This window comes from Amycolatopsis coloradensis (assembly GCF_001953865.1).
GTDB classification, from domain to species: Bacteria; Actinomycetota; Actinomycetes; order Mycobacteriales; family Pseudonocardiaceae; genus Amycolatopsis; species Amycolatopsis coloradensis.
Map to the genome: position 1 here is coordinate 120,760 of NZ_MQUQ01000004.1, position 22,767 is coordinate 143,526.

The following is a 22,767-nucleotide window of genomic DNA, read 5'->3' on the forward strand; positions in this document are numbered from 1 at the left end:
AGGAGTCCGTTGTGACCTCGACAAGATCGGCCGCCACCATGTGCAACGGGCCCATCGACCCCGACGACCTGCGACGACTCGCCGACATCACCGAAATCGACGCGACATTCGCCGAACTCCACCGTCAGGCCGAGCGCCGAGTGCGCGTCGTGTCACCAGGGGAATCCGTTTTCACGGCGTCGGGCAACGCCGCCCGAATTCGACGCCAGACCCTGGCACGGAAGGGCGACGAGATGGCGATGTTCTCGCACCGGGCAGCCCCATCAGGAGAATTCCGTGTTCGTGAACACCTTCTTTTTCGAATGATTCATGTCGACGACCGGATCGCAGCGATTTCCGCAGTCGGACAAGGTGCCCCCGCCGCCTTCGTCATCCGTTCACCGCTCCTGCTCGAGTTGCTCGCGGAGTGGTTCGACCTGCTCTGGTCGGCACCAGGGACGGTGACGCCTTCGGATCCGCTGACCGTGATCCAACGTCGGATCCTCGCCCTGCTGCCGGAACATGGTGACGAGGCGATCGCCCGGCTGCTCGGAATCAGCGCCACGACGGTCCGGCGGCACGTGAAGGCGATCTACGAGAAGTTCGGCGTCGCCAACCGTTTCGCGGCCGGAGTCGCGGCGGCGAAACACGGCTGGCTCTGAAACTCCTGGATCCCCCGGCGGCGCTCGGCCGTCACCGTGTTGCGGGCGCACCGCCCGGCGTCCGCAACACGGTGACCAGCCTCTGCCGTACTTCCCTCGCGACCGCGTGATTCCGCCGTCGAGCCAGCACTTGGGTCAGCTGCCTGAGATCGTGCCGGATCGTGGCCGAGTCGATCAGGTGCAGATGATCGAGCACGGAGGTCATCAGCTCACAGGCCCGGTCGAGCTCTCCCGCGGTGCCGTAGGCGAGGGCGGCCCGGGTGACGTAGCGTGCGCGGCTGCGATGCGCGTCGGGGGCGAATCGCGCCACCCCTCGATCGAGCACTTCGGCCGCTTCCGCCGGCAGTCCGAGATCGTAGAGACACCATCCTCCCACCAGAACACTCAGATCCGGCGTATGCGTGGTTCCCAGTTCGGGAGTGCCGTCTCGCGCCTCGGCGGCGCCGAGCAGTTCGGCGGACAGATCCAGCGCGCGACGGCAGGCCACGTGGTCCCCGGCCAGCGCGTGTCCCTGCGCCTCCCGTTGCGCGGCCAGACCGCGAATGCGTGCCGGGATCCGCTCGTCGAACTGGGCCTGACGGGCGAGCGAGATCGTGGTCAGCGCGTCCGCGGCGTGCAACGCGACATCGGCTTGCCGGACCAGCGCGTAGGTGGAGAGCGAGTGATCACCCCCGAGCACGGCCATCCGCACCGCGGTCTCGGTCCACCAGAGCGCCATCCGGTCGTCACCTGCCTCTTGTGTCATCCAACCGGCGAATTCGGCGTAACGCGCCGCCAGCCGCCAAAGCACCGGGCGATCCTCTTGTGAGGCATTGCTCGCCACCCCCCGCAGGGTCTGGGTATCGGCGATGACCCCGGGAAGCACGACCGCGGGACCCGCCACCTGGCCGAGGCGGCGCGCGGTCTCGAACCGGCTCCAGAACATCCCGGCGAGCGTGGCCACCTCCCCGCTGTAGGTGGCCCGGTCGCCGAAGGTCATGCCGAACTCGGTCTCCTTCGGTACCTGTTCCCCTCCCGGCACGAAGAAGCCCGCCCCGCCTGGTGTCACACCCAAGGTCCAGCCATCTCGCTCCACGGCGTCGAGTTCCCTGGCGGGTGCGCCGGCCACGACACCGTCGGCCACGAGCCGGAGCAGGTCACCCTCCGCGCCCACCGCCGCGTCGCACAACCGCGCCAGCTGAACGGTCGGCGCCTTCTGCCCGGATTCGATCTTGCTCAGATGACCTTTGCTGTAGTGGACACGAACCCCCAACTCGGTGAGGGAGATACCCGCGTTCTCCCTTCGCCTGCGCAGCTCAGCGCCGAAATCCGGCTCTCCGGGCATTGCTCACCTCCTCTTCAGGATCGGCACCTGCTCGAACAGGTCGTCGACGAAGTTCCGGACGTCCGCGTCCGTACTGCGATGCCGCAAGTGCAGGAACTGCAGGTCGGCGAGCCGCCGGATCTCCTTCGGCAGTCGCTCCCGGATCAGGCCGTCACGCACGCCGACGATGACCGGTACCACGAAGACACCGGCTCGGAAGGCTTCGGCGATCTCCCGGCGGACCCAATCACTGCTGTCATCGACCAGTCTCCGCCCGTCCTCGTCGTACACGTTCTCCCATCGCCTGCCGATGACGGCCAGCAGGACCCGCGCCGCCCGGACGCACTCGATCAGCTTGCTCGCGTAGTCGTCGCCCGCGGTCAGGCTCCGATGGTCCCGGAACACCGCGTCGTCACCGAGGCGGCCGCGGAGTTCGTCGTCGAGACGCATGATCTCCTCGGTGCCACCAGCGGTCCGGTAGTTGAGGAACACGATCGGCCGGGAGGCACGGGCGTGAACACGGACCCGGTACGGCGCGAGCAGTTCCTTCAACCGCCGCACGCCGTCCGCCGTGTCGAGGCCGAACGAGTCGTCCGGCAGAACCGAGAACGTCCCCGCCTTCACCCGCACGCCGGAGAACCACAACTCGCGTTCCGGCCAGGCCTGCGAAGACGGCCATCTCGCACCGTCCACGTCGTCGCGGGCCAGTTCGAGTACAGGAGACTCGGCCGAGAAGACGAGAAGCTCTCGAGTCGTCTTGACGGCGGACAGGACCTTGCCTTCGAGACCCCGTCCCGACAGGACACGGCGCCCCTCCGAGGTGAATTCCGGATCCGGGAGCAGGCTTTGGATCACCGCGCAGCCTCGGTCCGCCGAAAACACCGCTCCCTCGGCCGGCAGGTTCTCCGCCGAGGTGTTCCGGTCGTGCACCCGCCACAAGACGGTGCCCGCGCGGACGACTTGGCGTGCCATCGTGGTTCCCAAGTCCCGCCCCCTCCTCCGGTCAACGCGGCCCGACCGGAATCCCTCCGGCATAAATGCCCAGGATGAAACCGACCAGCAAGCACGCTACAGCGATCCTGACCGCCACAGCCAAGGTAAGGAACGAACGCATCGTCTGCACCCCTCTCGATGACTCAATCCGTCCTTCGACGATGACAGGTCGAGTCGAGGTTCAGAATGGGCTTCCCCGTGGCAACCGGCCAGGACAACGGGAAACGTCAGCGCGACATCCGCAACGCCATGGCCAGCACCGCGTGCGCGCTCCCCGCGTGCGGCAGCTGGCCCGATCCGACGAGATCGAGAACGTCCCCGAAAGGCAGCCTCGTCACGATCAGATCCGCCTCACCCGGCCCGAGAGATTGCCCATGACAGGTCAATCCGGTCGCGAGAAAGATCCGATCGACATGATTGCTCAAGGAATCGGCGCTGTGGATCACGCCGAGTGGTTCCCATGCGGAAGCCCGCAATCCGGTCTCCTCGGCGAGTTCGCGGCGTGCGGCGGCGAGCGGATCGACGTCCTCCCGCTCGACCCCGCCTCCCGGCAGCCGCCATTGAACCGAACCGTGCGTGTAGATCCACTGTCTGGTGAGTACCACCCGATCCGCGCCGTCGAGCGCCAAAACGGTCACCGAATTCGGCGCGACCACATGCGAGTAGACGTCACGGCCCCCGTCCGGACGGATCACGTCGTCCGCTCGGACCTCGAACCATCGATTCTTGTGCACGACGTCGGTGCCGAGTCGTTTCCACCCGAATTCAGAGATCGGACCGCAGCCGTCGACAAGTGTCACCTGACCACCTTCTTGTCAGCCGCGGTCGTCGCGCGGCGCCGAACCGCCGGAAGTGCGGCGGAACCCCAGTGCCACATCCGGGCCGAATCGCCGCACCCGGGCACGCATCCAACGTTGGAAACCCCCAGCCCAGACGATATCGACGAACCTCGCATCAGCGCAGCGATCATGCCCACGGTTTCCCGTTTCCGATGGACCAGGGAAATGAGAAAAGGGTCTCTGACGCCCACGCGTTTCGTCCTCTGGTTGCCGAAGTACGCAGTACGAACTACCGCGACCAGAGGACGAAACGCGGTTACTTGATGCCGGCCGCGTCCATGCCGCGCAGTTCCTTCTTCAGGTCCGAGACCTCGTCCCGCAGGCGGGCGGCCAGCTCGAACTGCAGGTCGCGCGCGGCCTGCATCATCTGGTCGGTCATCTGCTGGATGAGGTCGGCGAGCTGGGCGCGCGGCATCCCGGAGACGTCCTTGTCGACGAGCATTCCGGAGCTGCGCACCCGGTCGCCCTGCTCGGGCTTCTTGCCTCGCGACACGTTCCGGCCCGAACCTCCGACGGCGACGGTCTCCTCCGAGTCCTCGGCCTCGCTGTAAACGCGATCCAGGATGTCGGCGATCTTCTTCCGCAGCGGCTGCGGGTCGACGCCGCGCTCCTCGTTGTAGGCGACCTGCTTGGCGCGACGGCGATCGGTCTCGTCGATGGCGTGCCGCATCGAGTCGGTGATCTTGTCCGCGTACATGTGGACCTCACCCGACACGTTCCGCGCCGCGCGGCCGATCGTCTGGATCAGCGAGGTCCCGCTACGGAGGAATCCTTCCTTGTCCGCGTCGAGGATCGCGACCAGCGAGACCTCGGGCAAGTCGAGACCCTCACGGAGCAGGTTGATGCCGACCAGCACGTCGTAATCGCCCGCGCGCAGCTGCCGCAGCAGCTCGATCCGGCGCAACGTGTCGACCTCGGAGTGCAGGTACCGCACCCGGATCCCCAGCTCCAGCAGGTAGTCGGTGAGATCCTCGGACATCTTCTTGGTGAGTGTGGTGACCAGGACACGCTCGTCCTTCTCGGCCCGGTCGCGGATCTCGTGCACCAGGTCGTCGATCTGGCCCTCGGTCGGCTTCACGACCACCTTCGGGTCGACAAGGCCGGTGGGCCGGATGACCTGCTCGACGAACTCGCCGCCTGCCTGCCCCATCTCGTACGGCCCCGGCGTCGCCGACAGGTACACCGTCTGCCCGATCCGGTCGCTGAACTCCTCCCAGGTCAGCGGCCGGTTGTCGACCGCGCTGGGCAGCCGGAACCCGAACTCGACCAGGTTCCGCTTCCGCGACATGTCGCCTTCGTACATGCCGCCGATCTGCGGAACGGTCTGGTGCGACTCGTCGATGACCAGCAGGAAGTCGTCCGGGAAGTAGTCGATCAGGGTGGCGGGCGCGGTTCCGGCGTCGCGGCCGTCGATATGCCGCGAATAGTTCTCGATGCCGGAGCAGAAGCCGACCTGGCGCATCATCTCGATGTCATACGCGGTGCGCATCCGCAACCGCTGGGCCTCGAGCAGCTTGCCCTGTTTCTCCAGCTCGGCCAGCCGCTGCTCCAGTTCGGCCTCGATGCCGTGGATGGCCTTCTCCATCCGCTCCGGGCCCGCCACGTAGTGCGTGGCCGGGAAGATGCGGACCTCGTCGACCTCTTTCACGATGTCGCCGGTGAGCGGGTGCAGGTAGTACAGCTTCTCGATCTCGTCGCCGAAGAACTCGACGCGGATCGCCAGCTCCTCGTACGCCGGGATGATCTCGACCGTGTCACCGCGGGCGCGGAAGGTGCCGCGTGCGAAGGCGATGTCGTTGCGGGTGTACTGCACGTCCACCAGCGCGCGGAGGAAGACGTCCCGGTCGAGCTGCTCGCCGACCTTCAGCCTCGAGGACCGGTCCAGGTACGACTGGGGCGTGCCGAGGCCGTAGATGCACGAGACGCTCGCGACCACGATGACGTCGCGCCGCGACAGCAGGTTCATCGTCGCCGAGTGCCGCAGCCGCTCGACGTCGTCGTTGATCGAGGAGTCCTTCTCGATGTAAGTGTCCGTCTGCGCGATGTACGCCTCGGGCTGGTAGTAGTCGTAGTAGCTGACGAAGTATTCGACCGCGTTGTGCGGGAACAACTCCCTCAGCTCGTTCGCCAGCTGCGCGGCCAGCGTCTTGTTCGGCGCCATCACCAGCGTCGGACGCTGGACGCGCTCGATCAGCCAGGCCGTCGTCGCCGACTTGCCGGTACCCGTGGCGCCGAGCAGCACGACGTCCCGCTCGCCCGCGTTGACCCGGCGTTCGAGCTCGTCGATGGCCGCCGGCTGGTCACCGGCGGGCTTGTAGTCGCTGACGACCTCGAACCGGCCGCCGGTCCGGGGGATGTCGGTGACGGGCCGGTGGTCCGACTGGGCGAGTACGGGGTGTTCGGTTGCGAAAGCCACGTCCACCAGAGTAGGCGCTGGGTCCGACAGTTTCCGTTTCGCCTGGTCGGCTCAACAAGAACAGTCACAGCAGTTGCAGCAGTCACAACCGTCACAGTTGTCGCACCAGGCCTCGTGCGGCTTCCCGCTCCACGCCCCCGGGAACGGGTCCCGGCAGCAGAACTGGCACGAGCAGCACATGTAGGTCGCCACCGCGCAGCCGAAGAAGAACCCCCTCGGCTGGGCGGGCACCCGGAACTTCGGTGTCCAGCAGTAACCACCCTGGCCGTCGGCCGGCGGACCGCCGTGCTTCCGCTTCTTCTTGGGCGGCTCCTGAGGCGGGCCTCCGCCACCCGGAGCACCTTCTGGGGGAGGCGGCGGCCGGTAACCGCCCTGGTGAGCCGGATAGGGCTGGTGGGGATGCCGTTGCGGCTGAGGTCCGGGGCCGATCCACCCGGGCGGGGGCTGCTGGGTCCCGTGGCCGAAGGAGCGCCGCACCGCCTGCCGCAGTTCGTGCACCAGCAGCGCGTGCACCAGCTTGGGCTGGTCGAACCTCACCTCGCGAAGGGCGAGTTCGACACCGAGCACGGCGTCGTCGCACAGCCGTCGTGCCTCGGCGAGCCCGGTCCCGGTGGCCGTCAGCGGGTTCCACGCACCGGCGGCCTCGTCCTCGGCGAGGTCCTCGACGGCGTCGAGCAGATGGGCGGCCCTGCCGAAGAGGCGCCCCGCCTCGGCCAGCGGCGCGGAGTTCTCCGGGCGGCCCGCCAGCACCGCGGTGTGGGCGAACGCGGCCGACGTCGCCAGCTCGGCCGGTTCGGTGGCTAGGACGGCCGAATCACCGAGACGGACGGCGCTTTCGATCTCGCCCTGCCGGTCGACGGCCTCGGTCAGGACCGCCGTGTCGAAGCCGATCCGGGTGCCCGTGAGGCTCCCCTGGTCCGCCCAGCGCGTCGCCACCCGCTTCGCGGCGAGAGCGACGGAGCGCCGCGCGAAGGCACCGTCACGGTCCTCGACGTGATCACTGATCTTGGCTGAGGCCAGCACCAGGGAGACCGCCGCCGCGAGCTGGGCACCGCCGCCCTTCGCGACCGACGTTCCCTTCATCGCCCGAAGCGGGCACGGTCCGGCGTCGCGGCGTCCCTCCGCCCGCGGTGACTGGGCCTCGACGAGCGCCGAGATGATCAAGCCGTCGTAGTTCGTCACCATGCGGGCGAGATGTCCGTGTTCGTCGCGCAGCGTCAGGCAGAGGCCGCAGAGGTGGGCCAGCCAGTCCCCGTGCAGACCTGCGGAAAGCCGGTGGCGGCACGGCCTGATGATCCCGAACATGCGTTGTCTCCCACTCACCCTTATGGCGGAACCAGCGCACCCTATCCGGCCTCGGCGCACTACTCCGGGGAAACCACGAAACCGTGATCGTCCACCCGGTTGGGTGGTGGCCGCGAGCGCCGGAGCCTTCCAAGATGAGCCCATGACCGCGCTGCACCCACCCAAGGTCGAGTACTTCGACACGGCCGCGAAGACCAACACGGATCCCAAGGGCGTCGTGAGAGACGTCGAGGAGTACCGCGAAGAGTCCTTCGGCCTCTACATGGCGCGGCCGACGCCTGGGCGGACGCAGTTCCACTACCTCGAGTCCTGGCTGCTGCCCAGCCTTGGCCTGCGGATCACCGACTTCTGGTTCAACCCCGGCCACGAACGCGATCAGGACTTCTATCTCGACGTCGTGGACATCCGCCGCGAAGACGGCGTCTGGATCGCCACCGACCTCTACCTCGATCTCGTCCTGCGGGACAAGAAGTCCGTCGAGGTGATCGACACCGACGAACTCCTCGCCGCGGTCACCGCCGGGCTGCTCTCCCCAGCCGACGGCGAACGCGCGCTCGGCGTCAGCCACCTGACAGTGGACGGACTGGCCACCCACGGCCACGACCTGCGAGGTTGGCTGTCCACAAAGGACATCGTGCTCGGCTGGCGACGGCACTGACCTGTCGGCATCCACCGATCGGTTGACCCTCGGGTCATCCGGACGATCGAACGGATGCTGACCGGCGGAAGGATTCGCCGCGCGCCGCGCCGCGGGATTCTCGATCACGAGCGGAACCGATCGAGAGGGGGCGGATACCCGTGGTCATCGAGGCCGAGGGACTCCGACAGCGGTACAGCGAACGAGAACGGCCGGGGGTCGCGCCGTTCGCCCGGACGCCGGTGCTCGCGATCGCCGGGGCGATGGGGGCGGTGCTCGCGGCGACGGCCGATCGCTACGGCTACTTCGGCGACGAACTGTACTTCCTGGCGGCCGGTCGGCATCTGGACTGGGGGTATGCCGACCAGCCACCGCTGTTGCCGCTCCTGGCCCGGCTGATGGACACGTTCGGCGCCGATTCGCCCTTCGTCCTGCGGATCCCGGCGATGCTGGCGATGGCCGCCGGGGTCGTGCTGACCGCGTTGATCGCCAGGGAACTGGGCGGCGGCCGCAAGGCGCAGGTGATCGCGGCGGCGACCTTCGCGGTGTCCATCCAGATGCTCGGCGGTGGGCACTACCTGGCGACCAGCACACTCGACCCGTTCCTGTGGACGCTGCTTGTCTGGCTGCTCGTCCGGTGGATGCGGAACCGCGCGGACGGCCTCTTGCTCTGGAGCGGCGTGGTGACCGGGTTCGCGTTAAACACGAAGTTCCTCATCGGAGCGTTCTGGGTCGTCGCGCTGGCCGCCGCGGTGGCCTCCGGGCCGCGCGATCTCCTCCGCCGTCCGGCGCTCTGGCTCGGCGCGCTGATCGCCGTCGCGATGATCGCGCCCACTCTCGTCTGGCAGGCCGCGAACGGGTGGCCGCAACTGACCATGGGCGCCGCGATCTCACGGGAGGTCTCGGCAGGCTGGGGCGGGCGGGCCACGTTCGTTCCGACACTGGTGATGAGCGCGGGCATTCCGGTGGGGATGATCCTCGTCTGCTACGGGCTGTGGCGGCTGCTGCGCTCCGAACGCCTGCGGCCGTACCGGTTCCTGGGGTGGACCGCGCTCGGCGTGCTCGCCCTGTTCCTGGTGGCGAACGGGCGTTATTACTACGCGGCCGGGATGTTCGCCCCGCTGTTCGCCGCCGCCGCGGTGGAGATCGAAGCGGGTCAGGCATCGAAGTACTGGCGCTGGATCGCCACCTGGCCGGTCTACGTCCTGGCGGCGGTGATCGCGATCCCGCAAACGCTGCCGATCCTCCCGCGATCGTCGGTCGCGAGCACCCCGGCCTGGGCGCGGCCGATCTTCGCCGACGAGGAGATCGGCTGGCGGGAGATCACGGAGTCGGTGGCGCAGGCGTATCGCGCCGTGCCCGACCCGCCCCACACGGGCATCATCGCGGCGAAGTATTGGCAGGCCAGTGCGATCGACCACCATGGACCGGAACTGGGGCTTCCCTCACCGTCGAGCCCCAACCGCGGCTACGTGACGTTCCCGAGGCCGCCGGAATCGGCACGGGACGTCCTGTTCGTCGGGAACGACGCTTCGGTGCTTGTGCCGTACTTCACGCAGGTGCGTGTGGTCGGCGCGCTCGACAACCGGGCCGGGGTCCCGAACGTGAGTCAGGGCATGAAGATCTGGCTGGCCACCGGCCGGAACGGGACTTGGGACACGGTGTGGCCGAAACTCACGGACTGGGGCTTCTGACCCTCACCGGTCCTCTCACGACCGACGAGCCACCCCGGTGGCACGTAGGGTGCGAGAGGACCGGCACCCGAGGGATCTGCGAGGAACGGATGGAAGCCGCCAGCGCGGCCGGAACACCGACCGCGTCCAGTGCGGCGTTCGCCCGGCTCCCGGTGGCGCTGCTCGCGGCCGCGGCGGTCCTGCTGGCGACGGCGTGGCGGTACGGCTACTTCGGCGACGGACTCTGGGTCCTGCTGTTCTCGCCGAGATCGCGCGAATACCGGTTCCTCGGCTGGACCACCGTCGGCGTGATCGCGCTGTTCATCCTGTCCAACGGCCGGTACTACTACGCAGCAGGCATGTTCGGCGCCCTGTGGGCGGCCGCGGCTGTCCACTTCGGACGGTTGAAACCGTCACCGTGGTTCCGCTGGGTCCCGACCTGGCCGGTTTTCCTGCTTTCCGCGCTGTACACCCTCCCCTACGCGCTGCCGGTGTGGCCGGACCTCGCCCGTTCGGTCGCGGACGCCTATCACCGGCTCCCGCCGGAGCAGCGAGCGCGCACCACCCTCGTCACCGCCGGGTGTACTGGCAGGCCGGAGCACTGGACCGGTACAGCGCCGATTACGGACTTCCCGCCGTCTACAGCCCCAGCCGTGGCTTCTGGTATTTCGGCCATCCGCCCGAGACCGCGGACACCGTGCTGTTCGTCGGTCCCGATCCTGGGCGGCTGCACCGTTCGTTCACCGACGCCCGCGCCGTTTCCCGCGTCGACAACACGCTCGGCGTCCGCAACGTGAGCCGCGGGATGCCGATCTGGCTGGTCACCGGGCATACCGAATCCTGGTCGTCCTCCTGGCCGGGGCTGAAAGAGTTCCGGGTATGAGGAGCTGGATCCGGTGGCAGGACTCGCTGTGGCCCTCCTCGGGCGACGGGGAATCGCCGTGGCGGCCGTGGGGTGGGTGGGTCGAGTGGTTCCTGCCGTACGCGCTGCTGTCGCTGAGCACGGTGCTCAGTCTCCTGATCTCCGGCCAGGATCCGGCGGTCACCCTGGGGCTGGCGGGGCTCGCGGCAGGCTGGCTGCTGGTCTCGACCACGCTCGTGCCATCTCGCTGGGCCGAACACCCGGTCGTCGTCGCCGTCTCGTTCACCGGCCTGGTCACGGCCGCCGCGGTACTGGAGGCCCACGACACGGTGTTCCTCATCTTCATGATCACCGGGTTCTTCGAAGCCATGCGGCTACGGCCGGCGCCACTGGCGCTGACCGGGATCTTCGTCGTTTCCGCGCTGATCAACACGATCCCGAACGGCGGCCCGCTGTCCGCGTTCGCCGATCAGCCCGCGCTGTGGACCGTGGTCACCCTGGTGCAGACGGCCGCCGTCGGCGGTGGCGGGCTCGTCTCGGCGGCGATGGCACGGCAGCACGCGGAACGCAAGCGCGTGCTCGACGAACTCGCCGCCGCGCAGGAGGAGAACGCGGGGCTGCAACGGCAACTGCTGGGTCAGGCGCGGGAAACAGGCATCCTCGACGAGCGTCAGCGACTGAGCCAGGAAATCCACGACACGCTCGCTCAGGGTTTCACCGGGATCATCACCCAGCTGGAGGCGGCCGCGGCGGCGAAGGGCGACCCCGCCGAGTGGCAGCGGCACGTCGACACCGCGATGGCGTTGGCGCGGGAGAACCTGACCGCCGCACGGCGTTCGGTGCGCGCGCTCGGCCCGCAGCCACTGGCCGCCTCGACCCTGCCGGACGCGCTCGACGAGGTCTCCCGGCTGTGGAGCGGACGGACCGGCGTCGAGATCCGGTTCACCACCACCGGGACCGCGCGGGCCCTGCATCCCGAGATCGAGGCGACGCTGCTCCGGGTCACGCAGGAGGCGCTCACCAACGTCGAGAAGCACGCCGCCGCCACCATCGTGGGACTCACGTTGTCGTACATGGCCGATCAGGTGACCGTCGACGTCCGGGACGACGGCGGCGGATTCGACCCCGGCGCGGCAGTTTCCCCAGGGGAAGGCGGGTTCGGCGTCCCCGGGATGCGTGCCCGCGTCACCCGGCTGGCGGGAACACTGAACCTCGAATCGGAACCGGGCGGCGGGACCGCCGTATCGGCCAACCTGCCCGCCATCGCGCTGGAGGCCCGTACATGACGATCACGCTGCTGATCACCGACGACCACCCCGTCGTCCGTGACGGGCTGCGCGGCATCTTCACCGCGGACCAAGGGTTCGAGGTGCTCGGCGAGGCGTCCTCGGGTGACGAAGCCGTCGCGCTGACGCAGGAACTGCGTCCCGACGTCGTCCTGATGGATCTGCGGATGCCGGGCTCCGGCGGGGTGGCCGCGATCGCCGAACTCGCGAAACTCGGGAATCCCGCGCGGATCCTCGTCCTGACGACCTACGACACCGACTCCGACGTCGTCCCGGCGATCGAGGCGGGCGCCACCGGCTATCTGCTCAAGGACGCCCCGCGCGACGAACTCTTCCGCGCCGTTCGCGCGACGGCGCGCGGGGAGGCGGTGCTCTCGCCTGCCGTCGCGGACGTGATCATGGGCAGGATGCGCGCTCCCGCGCCCGAACCGCTGAGCCGCCGTGAGCTCGAGGTACTAACGCTGATCTCGCGCGGTTCGACCAACAAAGAGGCCGCGAAACAGCTGTTCGTCAGCGAGGCCACCGTGAAAACCGCACCTCGTGCACGCGTACGCCAAGCTCGGGGTGAAGGACCGGGCGGCCGCCGTCGCGACCGCTTTCGAACGAGGACTGCTCGGGAGCTGAGGCCTACGGGGTCCAGCCCGCCGACTCGGCCCAGGCGTCGGCCCGGATGAAGGCCGCGTCGACCCAGACCTGTTTCTCGTCGGTGTACTGCTCGACGGTCCCGTCACCGGCGTGCTTCGCGGCCATGGCGTTCTTGACCGCCGCGTAGGCGTCGCGCTCGTCCGGGTTCCGCCGCAGCCACTCCGGGAACAGCAGGGCGAGCCGCCAGGCGGGCGTCTCCTGGGAGCGGACGTGCAGGTTGACCGGGCGGCGCGGATCACCGCCGAAGTGGAACCGCTTCGGCCAGGTGCCGTCTTCGCCGTGCGCGTCGTCGAACCATTCGCCTTCCGCACGCGGGAACCCGGCGTCGGAGAGCGCGTCGGACAGCTCATCGGCCTTGTCCAAAGTGGACACCGTCAGCTGGAGATCGAGGATGTCCTTGGCTGGCAACCCCGGCACGGACGTCGAACCGATGTGATCGACCCGCACGGCGTCGTCCCCGGCCACCACGCGGATCCGCGCGAGCGCCCGCTCGGCCTGCGCGGGCCACGTCGGGTCGTACTGCGCGATCTTCGGCGACATCGGCGCACGCGGCTTGCGCAGCCGCACGTTCGCCTCGAACGGGGTCAGCCTGTCCGCCCACAACGCGTCGACGTCGGCGAGCACGATGTCGGGCGCGCCACTGTTGTCGAACCAGACGTCGGCCACCGCCCGGCGCTGGTCGGTCGTGGCCTGCGCCTTGATCCTGGCGCGCGCGTCGGCCTCGGACATTCCCCGCGCGTCGACCAGGCGGCGGACCCGGGTCTCCTCCGGGGCGTCGACCATGACGACGAGGTGGTACATCGGCGCGAGACCGCCTTCGACCAGCAGCGGGATGTCGTGGACGATGATCGCGTCCGGCGCCGCTTCGGCCATCAGCTCGGCCGTCCGGGCGCCGACCCTCGGATGGACGATCGAGTTCAGCCGCTTGCGGGACTCCTCGCCGGCGAACGCCTTGGCCGCGAGCGCCGCGCGATCGAGCGAACCGTCGGACGCGAGGATGTCGTCCCCGAACGCCTCGACGAGTTCGGCGAGACCGGGCGTTCCCGGTTCGACGACCTCCCTGGCGATCTTGTCGGAGTCGATGAGGACGGCGCCGTGCTCGGAAAGCCGGTTCGCCACCGTCGATTTTCCGGCGCCGATCCCGCCGGTCAGGCCCACACGCAGCATGTCGATCAGCCTAGTAGCGCGGCCAGGCGTGACCGCGCAGGGTCACGGGGTGACACATCCGGCACAGAAGGGAGCGAAAGGCAAGATCATCGTGACGCACGACTCGGCCATTTCGAGTGACACGCCGAGCGGTTACGCGGCTTTGGGCGCTCGATTGCGTACCGTGCGCGGCGAAGGTAGCCCACACGGAGGAACGATGGCAGACGGCAAGCACGCGGGAAGGCACCGGCTCGGTACGCCGGGGCTGGTGCACTGTGTCCTCCATCGTCCCGTGGCCGAGGCCCTCGCCGAATATCGGCGCACGTGGCTGAGCGCGCTCCTCGTCCCCGCCAAGCACAGCTTCGCCGGACTTCGCCGCAGGGCCCGCGCCGCGGCCCTCGACCACGTCTGGTTGCCGGCCGTCCGACCCGCCACCTCCTGAACCGCAAGTAGTCCTCTACTTGCGGTAGTCACGCGTCCAGAAACCGCAAGTAGTCCTCTACTTGCGATCGTCACGCGTCCAGAAACCGCAAGTAGTCCTCTACTTGCGGTAGTCGCGCGTCCAGAGACCGCAAGTAGTCCTCTGCTTGCGGTCGTTGCGCGTGCAAGAACCGCAAGCAGTCCTCTACTTGCGATCGTTGCGCGTGCAAGGACCGCAAGTAGAGGACTACTTGCGGGGAGAAAAAGACAGCGGCCCCGGTCTGTGAAGGACCGGGGCCGCTGTCTGTCAGCTACTGGCTGAGCGCCTGGATCAGGCAGCGCCGCCCGAGAGCTTCTCGCGGAGAGCCGCGAGCTGCTCGTCGCTGGCGAGCGTGCCACCGCTCTTGGCCTCGGCCGGAGCGGAGGTGTAGCTCTGCTCGCCCGAGTCGCTCGAGGTGACACCGGTCGCGGCGTCGGCCGCGGCTTCCGCGTCGGCCTCGGCGGCCTTGACGACCTGCTTCATGTGAGCCTCGTAGCGGGTGTGAGCCTCGGCGTACTGACGCTCCCACTCCTCACGCTGCTTGTCGAAGCCTTCCTGCCACTCCTGGGTGTCCGGGTCGAAGCCTTCGGGGTAGATGTAGTTGCCCTCGGCGTCGTACTCGGCGGCCATGCCGTACTGGGTGGGGTCGAACTCGGTCTCCGGCGTGACGCCCTCGTTCGCCTGCTTCAGCGACAGCGAGATGCGACGACGCTCGAGGTCGATGTCGATGACCTTGACCATCACGTCGCCGTTGACCTGGACGACCTGCTCCGGGATCTCCACGTGGCGCTCGGCCAGCTCGGAGATGTGCACCAGACCCTCGATGCCCTCCTCGACGCGCACGAACGCACCGAACGGGACGAGCTTGGTGACCTTGCCCGGCACGATCTGACCGATCGCGTGGGTGCGGGCGAACTGACGCCACGGGTCTTCCTGGGTCGCCTTCAGCGACAGCGAGACGCGCTCGCGGTCCATGTCGACGTCCAGAACCTCGACCGTGACCTCCTGGCCGACCTCAACGACCTCGGAGGGGTGGTCGATGTGCTTCCAGGACAGCTCGGAGACGTGCACCAGGCCGTCGACGCCACCCAGGTCCACGAAGGCACCGAAGTTGACGATGGACGACACGACGCCCTTGCGGACCTGACCCTTGGCGAGCGCGTTGAGGAACTCGCTGCGCACCTCGGACTGGGTCTGCTCCAGGTAGGCACGGCGGGACAGGACCACGTTGTTGCGGTTCTTGTCCAGCTCGATGATCTTCGCCTCGAGCTCGCGGCCGACGTACGGCTGCAGGTCGCGCACACGGCGCATCTCGACCAGCGACGCGGGCAGGAAGCCGCGCAGGCCGATGTCCAGGATGAGGCCGCCCTTGACGACCTCGATGACGGTGCCCTTGACGGGCTCGTCCTTCTCCTTGAGCTCCTCGATCGTGCCCCAGGCGCGCTCGTACTGCGCACGCTTCTTGGACAGGATCAGACGGCCTTCCTTGTCCTCCTTCTGGAGGACCAGGGCTTCGACCTCATCGCCGACGGTGACAACCTCAGCCGGGTCGACATCGTGCTTGATGGAGAGCTCGCGCGAGGGGATGACACCCTCGGTCTTGTAGCCGATGTCGAGCAGGACCTCGTCACGGTCAACCTTGACGATGGTGCCCTCAACGATGTCGCCATCGTTGAAGTACTTGATCGTCTTGTCGATCGCTGCGAGGAAATCTTCCTCCGACCCGATGTCGTTGATAGCGACCTGCGGGGCCCCAATGGGGGCGGTCGGGGCGGTGGCGGTGTCGGTCGTCATTAGGCGGGTTGCTCCGGTGGATGGGAAGTAGTGGGTTTGCGGTTAGGGCACCATGGGCTCTTTCGGCATGCGGCGACCACATAAGCAAACGTCCACAGGGAACGACCGCGAACATCACCACATCCGGTGCGCGACCCCCTGACCCGGACGCTGAGCGAACCGGGGGAAAGAGTAGCGCGAACCCACTGCGCTAACAGATATCCTACGCGGCCCCCTGTACACGGCACAATCAGGGTCGCCCCCACGATCACGGCGGGCGGATAAACTGTCCCGCGAAGCCCTGACCTGGGGAAAGGATATCGGTTTGAGTCAGCAGTCCGCCACCGAGCACCCAACGGCGGCCGAAAGGCACGCACAGGCCGAGGAGCGGCTCGGCACCGCGGGGGTCGCCCACCGGGCGGTCTCGGCACCCGAGGCGACGGCCGCGAACCTGGCGTGGTGGGACGCCGACGCCGACGACTACCAGGCGACCCACGGCGGCTTCCTCGGCGACGCGGACTTCGTCTGGTGCCCAGAGGGCGTCCGTGAGGCGGACGTCGCACTTCTGGGTGAAGTCGGCGGCAAGCGGATCCTGGAGGTCGGCTGCGGGCAGGCGGCGTGCGCGCGCTGGCTCGCCGGGCAAGGCGCCGACGCGGTGGCGACCGATCTGTCCGCGGGCATGCTGCGGCACGCGAGGGAGGGCAACGAGCGGACCGGTGCCGCCGTCCCGCTCGTGCAGGCGACGGCGGAGTCGCTGCCGTTCGCCGACGCGAGCTTCGACGCGGCGTGCTCGGCCTTCGGCGCGGTCCCGTTCGTGGCGTCGGTGGACGTCGTGTTCGCCGAAGTGCACCGGGTACTCCGGCCGGGTGCCTGCTGGGTGTTCTCGGTGACCCATCCGATGCGATGGATCTTCCCCGACGATCCAGGGCCGCAGGGCCTCACCGTCACCCAGCCGTATTTCGACCGCACGCCCTACGTCGAAGTCGACGAAGAGGGCGTCGCGACCTACGTCGAGTACCACCGCACCATCGGCGACTACGTCCGCGCGCTCGCCGACGCCGGTTTCACCCTGACGGACGTCATCGAGCCCGCCTGGCCGGAGGGCCACTCCCGCACCTGGGGACAGTGGAGCCCGTTGCGCGGCAAGCTCTTCCCCGGTACCGCGATCTTCTGCACCCAACGGGGATGACCTCGACGGCGGGGCAGCAGCGCGCGCGGTTCGCCGCGCTCGACCCGCTGCTCCCGCCACCACCACCGCTCCCGCCCGGCGATCCCGTCGAGGCGGGCGGCGCCGCCGGGACGATCGCGCACGTGCGGTTCGCGTCGGGTTCGTGGCAGCGGCTCTGGAGCCCGGCGCGCCTCCAGATCCTCTCCGCGATCCTCCCCCTCGACGCCGGTGCGGGGATGAGCGCGCTGCTCTCCGCCTGGCGCGAGCGGATCGCGCTCGCCGACACCGCACCCGATTCGTCGTGCACGGTCACCTGGCCCAGCCGCGACGTCGTGGTCGCGCGCGCCCTGCTCGACCACGGGCTCGCGCCGCAACTGGCGCTGGCCGTCCGCGCGCCCGCCAAGGGTGCGGCGCACACCGTGTCGGGCGTGACCGTGCGGGACTCGACGCACGGCGATCTGGAGGAGATCACCGACCTCCGGTTCGAAGAACTTCGCTACACCTCGTTCGTCGGCCACGGTGTCGTCCGGCCCGGCGCGAAGGCGCTGCTCGCCGAAGAGGTCCGCCGCGGGCTGCACTTCGGCGGCCGCGTCTGGATCGCCGAAGAAGAAGGCGTCACGGTGGGGATGGTGACCGGCGGGAAGCGCTCGCCGGTCTCCGGTGACGCGCTCGCCGGACGGCTGCCGCCCGGCGAGTGGGGCTACCTCGGCACGCTCGCGGTCACCGCCGCCGCGCGGAGCCGCGGGATCGGGCGCGCGCTGACCGCTGTCGCGCACGACGAACTGTTCTCGCCGTCGCTGCGCGGTACCTTCGTCTCGTACAATCCGACCAATCCGCTTTCCCCGGTTTTCTGGCACCGGCAGGGTTACCGTCCTCTGTGGACGACTTGGGCGGTGAGCCCGGCCGCGGCCCTGCGGTAGCGGTGATCGGCGCGGTCGACCCTGGGGGCGGGATGGATATCGAGAAGACGTTGTTCGACGCGCACCGGACGCGGTTCGCGGCGATCGACGGGCTCCTGCCCGAAGCCGCCCCACCGCCGGTGGCTGGCGAACGCGTCGACGCCGCCACCGCTTCGGGAGTCCAGGTCACCGGCGTGGTGCAGCGCCAGTTGCACGGCCCGGACGACGTCCCGCTGCTGTGGTCCGCCGCCGACGTCCGCCAGTTGTTCCCGTTCATCGGGAACACCGGCACCGAGGGGATGGACCTGCTGCTGCGGGCGTGGCGGACCTGGATGGACGCCGAATCGCCGGGTGAGGATTCATCCTGTGTGGTCAACTGGCCCAGCCGGGACGCCGAGGCGATCCGCGCCTTCCTCGATCACGGCCTGGTGCCGATGGCGGCGCTCGCCGTGCGCACCGGCAGCCATCGGGAGGAACCCACCGACGACGGCGTGGCCGTCCGCCGGGCACGGCCGGACGACTTCGAGGACGTGCTCGCGATGGCCGTGTCGACGCACGACTACATCGGCCAGGTCGCCACCCGGCACCGCTCCAACGCCGGGGCCCTGCTCGCCCCCGGACTGGAACGCGCCCTCGACAAGGACGCCCCGCTGCTGTGGCTGGCGAAGCGGCACGGTGAGATCGCCGCGTTCGCGCACGCCGCCTGGATCGCGTCGACGCCGGGTTCGGCCGAGGCCGAACTCCTCCCCCACGGCCGGTGGGGCTACGTCAACAACGTCGTCACCGTGCCCGGCCTGCGCGGAAGGGGCCTCGGGCGCACACTGATGTCCGTGGTGCACAAGGAGTTCGACGCCGACGGCGCGGACGGCACGTATCTCTACTACAACCCGACCAACCCGCTCTCTTCGGTGTTCTGGCACCGGCAGGGTTATCGTCCACTGTGGACGTCCTGGGAGGTCCATCCGGCCTCGGCCCTGCGCTAGCGAGTCCGGTTTGCGGCGGTTTCGTCACCCTTGCGTGTGACGTGGGCCCCGCGCGGTTGTGCACCTCCCAAGGCAGGGTTAACTTTTGAACTGACCAGTCAGTTCAAAAGTTCCGCGAGTCATCTACCTGGGAGTTCTTCGTGCGGGTTCAAGCCGACAGGGTGTCCGTGACCGGACCCCACGGCACGCTGCTGTCGCCGACCTCGCTCACCGTTTCGGGCGGTGAGCTGGCGATCGTGCACGGCGAACCGGGAGTCGGCGTCACGGCCTTCGGGCTGGCGCTGGCGGGCAGACTGAAGCCCGCCACCGGGACGGTGACCGTCGACGGCGGTGACCCGCGGAAGATCGTGGCCATCGTGGACTCCCCCGGCGTGAGCGAGCCTGACGGCGCGTTGTCACTGCAGGTCGTCGTCGGGGAGGAACTCGAACTGGCGAAGCGCCCGGCGAACAAGGCCGCCATCGCGAGCTGGCTGGCCGAGCACGACGCCGCCGCCTTCGCCACCACGCGCTTCGAGAACGTCGCGGCGGTGACCCGCACCCGGCTGCTCACCGAGCTCGCCGCGAGCCGCGAGGACGTCGGCGTCCTCGTGCTCGACACCCCGGACAGGCACACCAGCGACGTCGACAGCTGGGCGCGGCTCGCCCGCGAGCACGCCGAGCGCGGCCTCGCCGTCATCGTGCTGACCGCCACCACCCCGGTTTCGGTCCTGCCGGAGAAGCCTGCCCTGTGCGGCGCTCTCGAGCAGCCCGATCCCGTGCGCTGCGCGCCCGTCGAGACCCCGGCGGAGACGACGCTGGAAGCGACCGTGGCGGACGACACCGACAAGACTTCAGGAGACCAGGAATGAACCCCGTCCGGATCGCAGGCAACGAGCTGCGCCGGCTGAGCAGCGGCACCCTGCCGAAGCTGGCCATGGTCGCGCTCGTCCTGGTGCCGCTGCTGTACGCGTCCTTCTACCTCTACGCGAACTACGACCCGTACTCGCGCCTGGACAAGCTCCCCGCGGCGATGTTCACCGCCGACGCCGGTGCCAAGGATTCCGAAGGCGCGGAGCGCAACATCGGCCGCGAGGTGACCGACGAACTGGTCAAGTCCGGCACCTTCCAATGGCATGAGACCTCCCCTGAGGAGGCCGCCGAAGGCGTCCGCGACGACACCTACTCGTTCGCGATCGGCGTCCCGCGCGACTTCTCCGCGGCGCTGCTGTCCTCGGGCAACCTGCAGCCGCAGCAGGCGACCATCACGCTGACCACCAACGACGCCAACAACTACCTCTCCGGCACCATCGCGAAACAGGTGGCCGAACAGGTCCGCAAGACGATCGCGGAAAAGGTCGGCAGCGAGGCCGCGGACAAGTTCCTCATCGGCTTCTCCACCATTTACGGCAAGACCCAGGAGGCCTCGACGGGCGCTTCACAGCTCGCCGACGGCGCGGGCAAGCTCAAATCCGGTCAGCAGCAACTGGCCGACGGCGCCTCCCAGCTCGCCTCCGGCAGCTCGCAGCTGGCCACCGGGCTCGGCACCCTGAAGTCCGGCACCGCCCAACTACCCGCCCAGACGAAGAAGCTCGCCGACGGCGCCGGTCAGGTCGCCGACGGGAACCAGAAGGTCGCCGTCGCGGCCTCGCTGGCCGCCACGGCGTCCGGCGACATCCAGGCGAAGCTCGACGACTACCGCACCCGGCTCGCGCAGGACCTGCGCGAAGCCGGTGTCCCCGAGACCGGCGTGCAGGAGATCCTGGGCCGCCTGGACCAGCTCAGGTCGCCGGTGAACGAGGCGAACACGAAGATCCAGGGTGCGAACAGCCAGCTCACCCAGCTCGCCTCCGGCGCGCGCCAGGTGTCCGACGGCGCGCACGAACTGGCCTCGGCGACGCCGCAGCTCACCAGCGGTATCGCGCAGGCCGCCGACGCGTCGGCCAAGATCCGCGACGGCGCCGCGAAGCTGAACGACGGGGAGAAATCCGCGGTCACCGGGACGAACCAGCTCGCCGACGGCGCGGTGCAGCTTCGCGACGGCCTCGCCGCCGGGCTCAAGGAGATCCCGAACCCGGACGACCCCACCCGCGCGGCCACCGCGAACACCATCGCCGATCCGGTGGCGGTCAACTCCTCCGGGGTCGCTTCGGCCGGGACCTACGGCGCGGGCCTCGCCCCGTTCTTCATCTCCCTCGCCACCTGGATCGGCGCGTTCGTGCTGTTCCTGTTGCTGCGCCCGCTCTCGACCCGTGCGCTGACCGCCGGCGCGTCGCCGTTCAAGGTCGCGCTCGGCGGCTGGCTGCCTTCGGCCCTGCTGGGGATCGCGCAGGTGATCGTGTTGTTCGGCGCGGTGACCTGGCTGGTCGGCATCGACGTCGCGCATCCGCTCGGCGCGATCGGATTCGCCGTGCTGGTGTCGCTCACCTTCACCTCCGTGGTGCACGCGCTCAACGCCTTCTTCGGCGCGGTCGGGAAGTTCCTCGGCCTGGTGCTGCTGGTGTTGCAACTGGTCAGCGGGGGTGGGACGTTCCCGTGGCAGACCATCCCGGACGCGCTGTATCCGCTGCATATCGCGCTGCCGATGGGTTATGCGATCGACGGGTTCCGGAACCTGCTCTACAGTGGCGCGTCGATGGATATCCTCGGTGACATCGGTGTTCTGCTCGCGTACCTCGTCGGCGGCATCCTGGTCTCGACGCTGGCCGCGTGGAAACGGCGCACCTGGACGGTTTCGGCGCTGAAACCCGAGCTGGCGTTGTGACCACCCGGGGCGAGGCGACGAAACAGAAGCTGTTCGAGGCGACGCTGCGGCTGTCCGCCAGCCGCGGCCTCGTCGGGCTGACGGTGGACGACATCGCGGCCGAGGCGAAGGTCGCGAAGGGCACCGTCTACTACAACTTCGGCAGCAAGGACGGTCTTGTCGACGCACTCCTGCGCTACGGCGTCGGCGTGCTCGCGGACCGGCTGCGCGCGGCCACCGGCGACGGCGACCCGATGGACGTCATCGAGTCGCAAGTGGACGGTGCGCTGGAGTTCATCGCCGAATACCCCGGTTTCTCGCAGATCCTGGTGAGCGAGATGTGGCGCACGCCGGGGACCTGGCACGAGACGCTGACGTTGCTGCGCGAGGAGATCCTTTCCATCGTGCGCGAGCAACTCCACCGGCTGGACGCCGCCGGGCGGCTGCCCGACGGCGTCCAGATCCCGACGGCCGCGGCCGGGTTGTTCGGCACGATGCTGGTTGTCGCCCTGGACTGGCAGGTGTTCCAGCCGAAACGGACCCGGGCCGACGTCCGGGAATCGGTGATGGTGCTGATCCGGGGTCTCGGCCGCTAGCCACGCGTGTCCAGATGGACAACACACGTGAGTGGATGGACGACTCGCGTGATTGGATGGACATCACGAGAGTTGTCCATCTGATCATGCGACGTTGGGGGTCTCCGGGTCCCGTACCCACTTCAGTTTGACCTCGAAGTTGCCTTCCAGGCCCGTTTTCGCGATCACCGCGCCCGCTTGCGCGGTCAGCTTGACGCCGAACTTGAGCTCGACCTCGTCCGGTCCCCTGGCCATCGACCGGAAGGTGTCCAGCGCCGCCGCGGCCGCGTCCTTGACGTTCGCCAGCGCCGCCTCGAAGGAGCCCTTGACGTCCTCGACCAGGTCGTCGCGCCGGGAGACCCGGGACGTGCCGGGGACGGGGTCGATCTCGACGACCACCGAACCGCCGCCTTCGAGCGGGAATCGTGCCAGATCGTTCACCGG

Annotated in this window: 20 protein-coding genes and 1 pseudogene; 13 read left to right on the plus strand and 8 right to left on the minus strand. The window is 68.8% G+C overall.

Annotation, left to right across the window (positions count from 1 at the left end; translation table 11 throughout):
• The first annotated feature begins 11 nt into the window (after window positions 1-11).
• The gene (locus BS329_RS07630) at window positions 12-641 is read left to right on the plus strand and encodes a helix-turn-helix transcriptional regulator (RefSeq protein ID WP_158075756.1); all 630 of its coding nucleotides are present in this window, start codon (window positions 12-14) and stop codon (window positions 639-641) included.
• A gap of 31 nt (window positions 642-672) precedes the next feature.
• On the opposite strand, the gene BS329_RS07635 is transcribed toward BS329_RS07630, so the two are convergent.
• The 5 genes from BS329_RS07635 to BS329_RS07655 all read right to left on the minus strand — a co-directional run bounded on the left by BS329_RS07635 (window position 673) and on the right by BS329_RS07655 (window position 7,497).
• Window positions 673-1,965 carry a helix-turn-helix domain-containing protein gene (locus tag BS329_RS07635; protein ID WP_076157229.1) on the minus strand — a complete coding sequence of 431 codons (1,293 nt, stop codon included), beginning with the start codon at window positions 1,963-1,965 and terminating at the stop codon, window positions 673-675.
• A 3-nt stretch (window positions 1,966-1,968) separates the two neighbouring features.
• Entirely contained in the window at window positions 1,969-2,916 is a 948-nt protein-coding gene (locus tag BS329_RS07640) for a toll/interleukin-1 receptor domain-containing protein (protein WP_076157232.1), read from the minus strand.
• A gap of 248 nt (window positions 2,917-3,164) precedes the next feature.
• Window positions 3,165-3,737 carry an NUDIX domain-containing protein gene (locus BS329_RS07645; RefSeq protein ID WP_076157235.1) on the minus strand — a complete coding sequence of 191 codons (573 nt, stop codon included), beginning with the start codon at window positions 3,735-3,737 and terminating at the stop codon, window positions 3,165-3,167.
• A gap of 295 nt (window positions 3,738-4,032) precedes the next feature.
• A complete protein-coding gene (uvrB, locus tag BS329_RS07650; RefSeq protein WP_076158149.1) occupies window positions 4,033-6,192 on the minus strand; it encodes an excinuclease ABC subunit UvrB in 2,160 nt (719 codons plus the stop codon).
• 51 nt (window positions 6,193-6,243) lie between these two features.
• Window positions 6,244-7,497, minus strand: coding sequence for a DUF5685 family protein (locus tag BS329_RS07655; protein WP_076157238.1), 1,254 nt, complete (start codon window positions 7,495-7,497; stop codon window positions 6,244-6,246).
• A 142-nt stretch (window positions 7,498-7,639) separates the two neighbouring features.
• On the opposite strand from BS329_RS07655, the gene BS329_RS07660 reads away from it, so the two are divergent.
• From BS329_RS07660 to BS329_RS07680, 5 genes and pseudogenes are all read left to right on the plus strand, one after another.
• Complete coding sequence (locus tag BS329_RS07660; protein ID WP_076158152.1) at window positions 7,640-8,155, plus strand: ribonuclease FAU-1 family protein; 516 nt, start codon at window positions 7,640-7,642, stop codon at window positions 8,153-8,155.
• 140 nt (window positions 8,156-8,295) lie between these two features.
• Complete coding sequence (locus tag BS329_RS07665; protein ID WP_076157241.1) at window positions 8,296-9,828, plus strand: ArnT family glycosyltransferase; 1,533 nt, start codon at window positions 8,296-8,298, stop codon at window positions 9,826-9,828.
• Between the two features lie 89 nt (window positions 9,829-9,917).
• Window positions 9,918-10,604, plus strand: a complete 687-nt coding sequence (locus BS329_RS07670) for a hypothetical protein (protein WP_244197059.1) — start codon at window positions 9,918-9,920, stop codon at window positions 10,602-10,604.
• A gap of 82 nt (window positions 10,605-10,686) precedes the next feature.
• Complete coding sequence (locus tag BS329_RS07675) at window positions 10,687-11,955, plus strand: sensor histidine kinase (protein WP_076157243.1); 1,269 nt, start codon at window positions 10,687-10,689, stop codon at window positions 11,953-11,955.
• A pseudogene (locus BS329_RS07680) lies at window positions 11,952-12,579 on the plus strand (response regulator). The gene BS329_RS07675 and the pseudogene BS329_RS07680 overlap by 4 nt, the downstream one beginning before the upstream one ends.
• Window positions 12,580-12,582: 3 nt before the next feature.
• On the opposite strand, the gene coaE reads toward BS329_RS07680, so the two are convergent.
• Entirely contained in the window at window positions 12,583-13,767 is a 1,185-nt protein-coding gene (gene coaE / locus BS329_RS07685; protein WP_076157246.1) for a dephospho-CoA kinase, read from the minus strand.
• A gap of 196 nt (window positions 13,768-13,963) precedes the next feature.
• Here coaE and BS329_RS07690 point away from each other — a divergent pair, with 196 nt between their 5' ends.
• Window positions 13,964-14,188, plus strand: coding sequence for a hypothetical protein (locus BS329_RS07690; protein ID WP_076157247.1), 225 nt, complete (start codon window positions 13,964-13,966; stop codon window positions 14,186-14,188).
• A 309-nt stretch (window positions 14,189-14,497) separates the two neighbouring features.
• Here the strand turns inward: BS329_RS07690 and rpsA are convergent, their stop codons facing one another.
• A complete protein-coding gene (gene rpsA / locus BS329_RS07695; protein WP_076157250.1) occupies window positions 14,498-16,000 on the minus strand; it encodes a 30S ribosomal protein S1 in 1,503 nt (500 codons plus the stop codon).
• A 304-nt stretch (window positions 16,001-16,304) separates the two neighbouring features.
• Here rpsA and BS329_RS07700 point away from each other — a divergent pair, with 304 nt between their 5' ends.
• From BS329_RS07700 to BS329_RS07725, 6 genes are all read left to right on the plus strand, one after another.
• Window positions 16,305-17,168 (plus strand): class I SAM-dependent methyltransferase, encoded by an 864-nt coding sequence (locus BS329_RS07700; RefSeq protein WP_076157253.1) that lies wholly within the window; start codon window positions 16,305-16,307, stop codon window positions 17,166-17,168.
• A complete protein-coding gene (locus BS329_RS07705) occupies window positions 17,165-18,067 on the plus strand; it encodes a GNAT family N-acetyltransferase (RefSeq protein ID WP_076157255.1) in 903 nt (300 codons plus the stop codon). The genes BS329_RS07700 and BS329_RS07705 overlap by 4 nt, the downstream gene beginning before the upstream one ends.
• A 32-nt stretch (window positions 18,068-18,099) precedes the next feature.
• Entirely contained in the window at window positions 18,100-19,029 is a 930-nt protein-coding gene (locus tag BS329_RS07710; protein WP_076158154.1) for a GNAT family N-acetyltransferase, read from the plus strand.
• Between the two features lie 140 nt (window positions 19,030-19,169).
• Complete coding sequence (locus BS329_RS07715) at window positions 19,170-19,877, plus strand: ATP-binding cassette domain-containing protein (RefSeq protein WP_076157257.1); 708 nt, start codon at window positions 19,170-19,172, stop codon at window positions 19,875-19,877.
• Entirely contained in the window at window positions 19,874-21,769 is a 1,896-nt protein-coding gene (locus BS329_RS07720) for a YhgE/Pip domain-containing protein (protein ID WP_076157260.1), read from the plus strand. The genes BS329_RS07715 and BS329_RS07720 overlap by 4 nt, the downstream gene beginning before the upstream one ends.
• Window positions 21,766-22,344, plus strand: coding sequence for a TetR/AcrR family transcriptional regulator (locus BS329_RS07725; protein WP_076157263.1), 579 nt, complete (start codon window positions 21,766-21,768; stop codon window positions 22,342-22,344). Before BS329_RS07720 ends, BS329_RS07725 begins: the two co-directional genes overlap by 4 nt.
• A gap of 84 nt (window positions 22,345-22,428) precedes the next feature.
• Here the strand turns inward: BS329_RS07725 and BS329_RS07730 are convergent, their stop codons facing one another.
• Window positions 22,429-22,764, minus strand: coding sequence for a CU044_2847 family protein (locus tag BS329_RS07730; RefSeq protein ID WP_076158157.1), 336 nt, complete (start codon window positions 22,762-22,764; stop codon window positions 22,429-22,431).
• Between the last annotated feature and the right edge of the window lie 3 nt (window positions 22,765-22,767).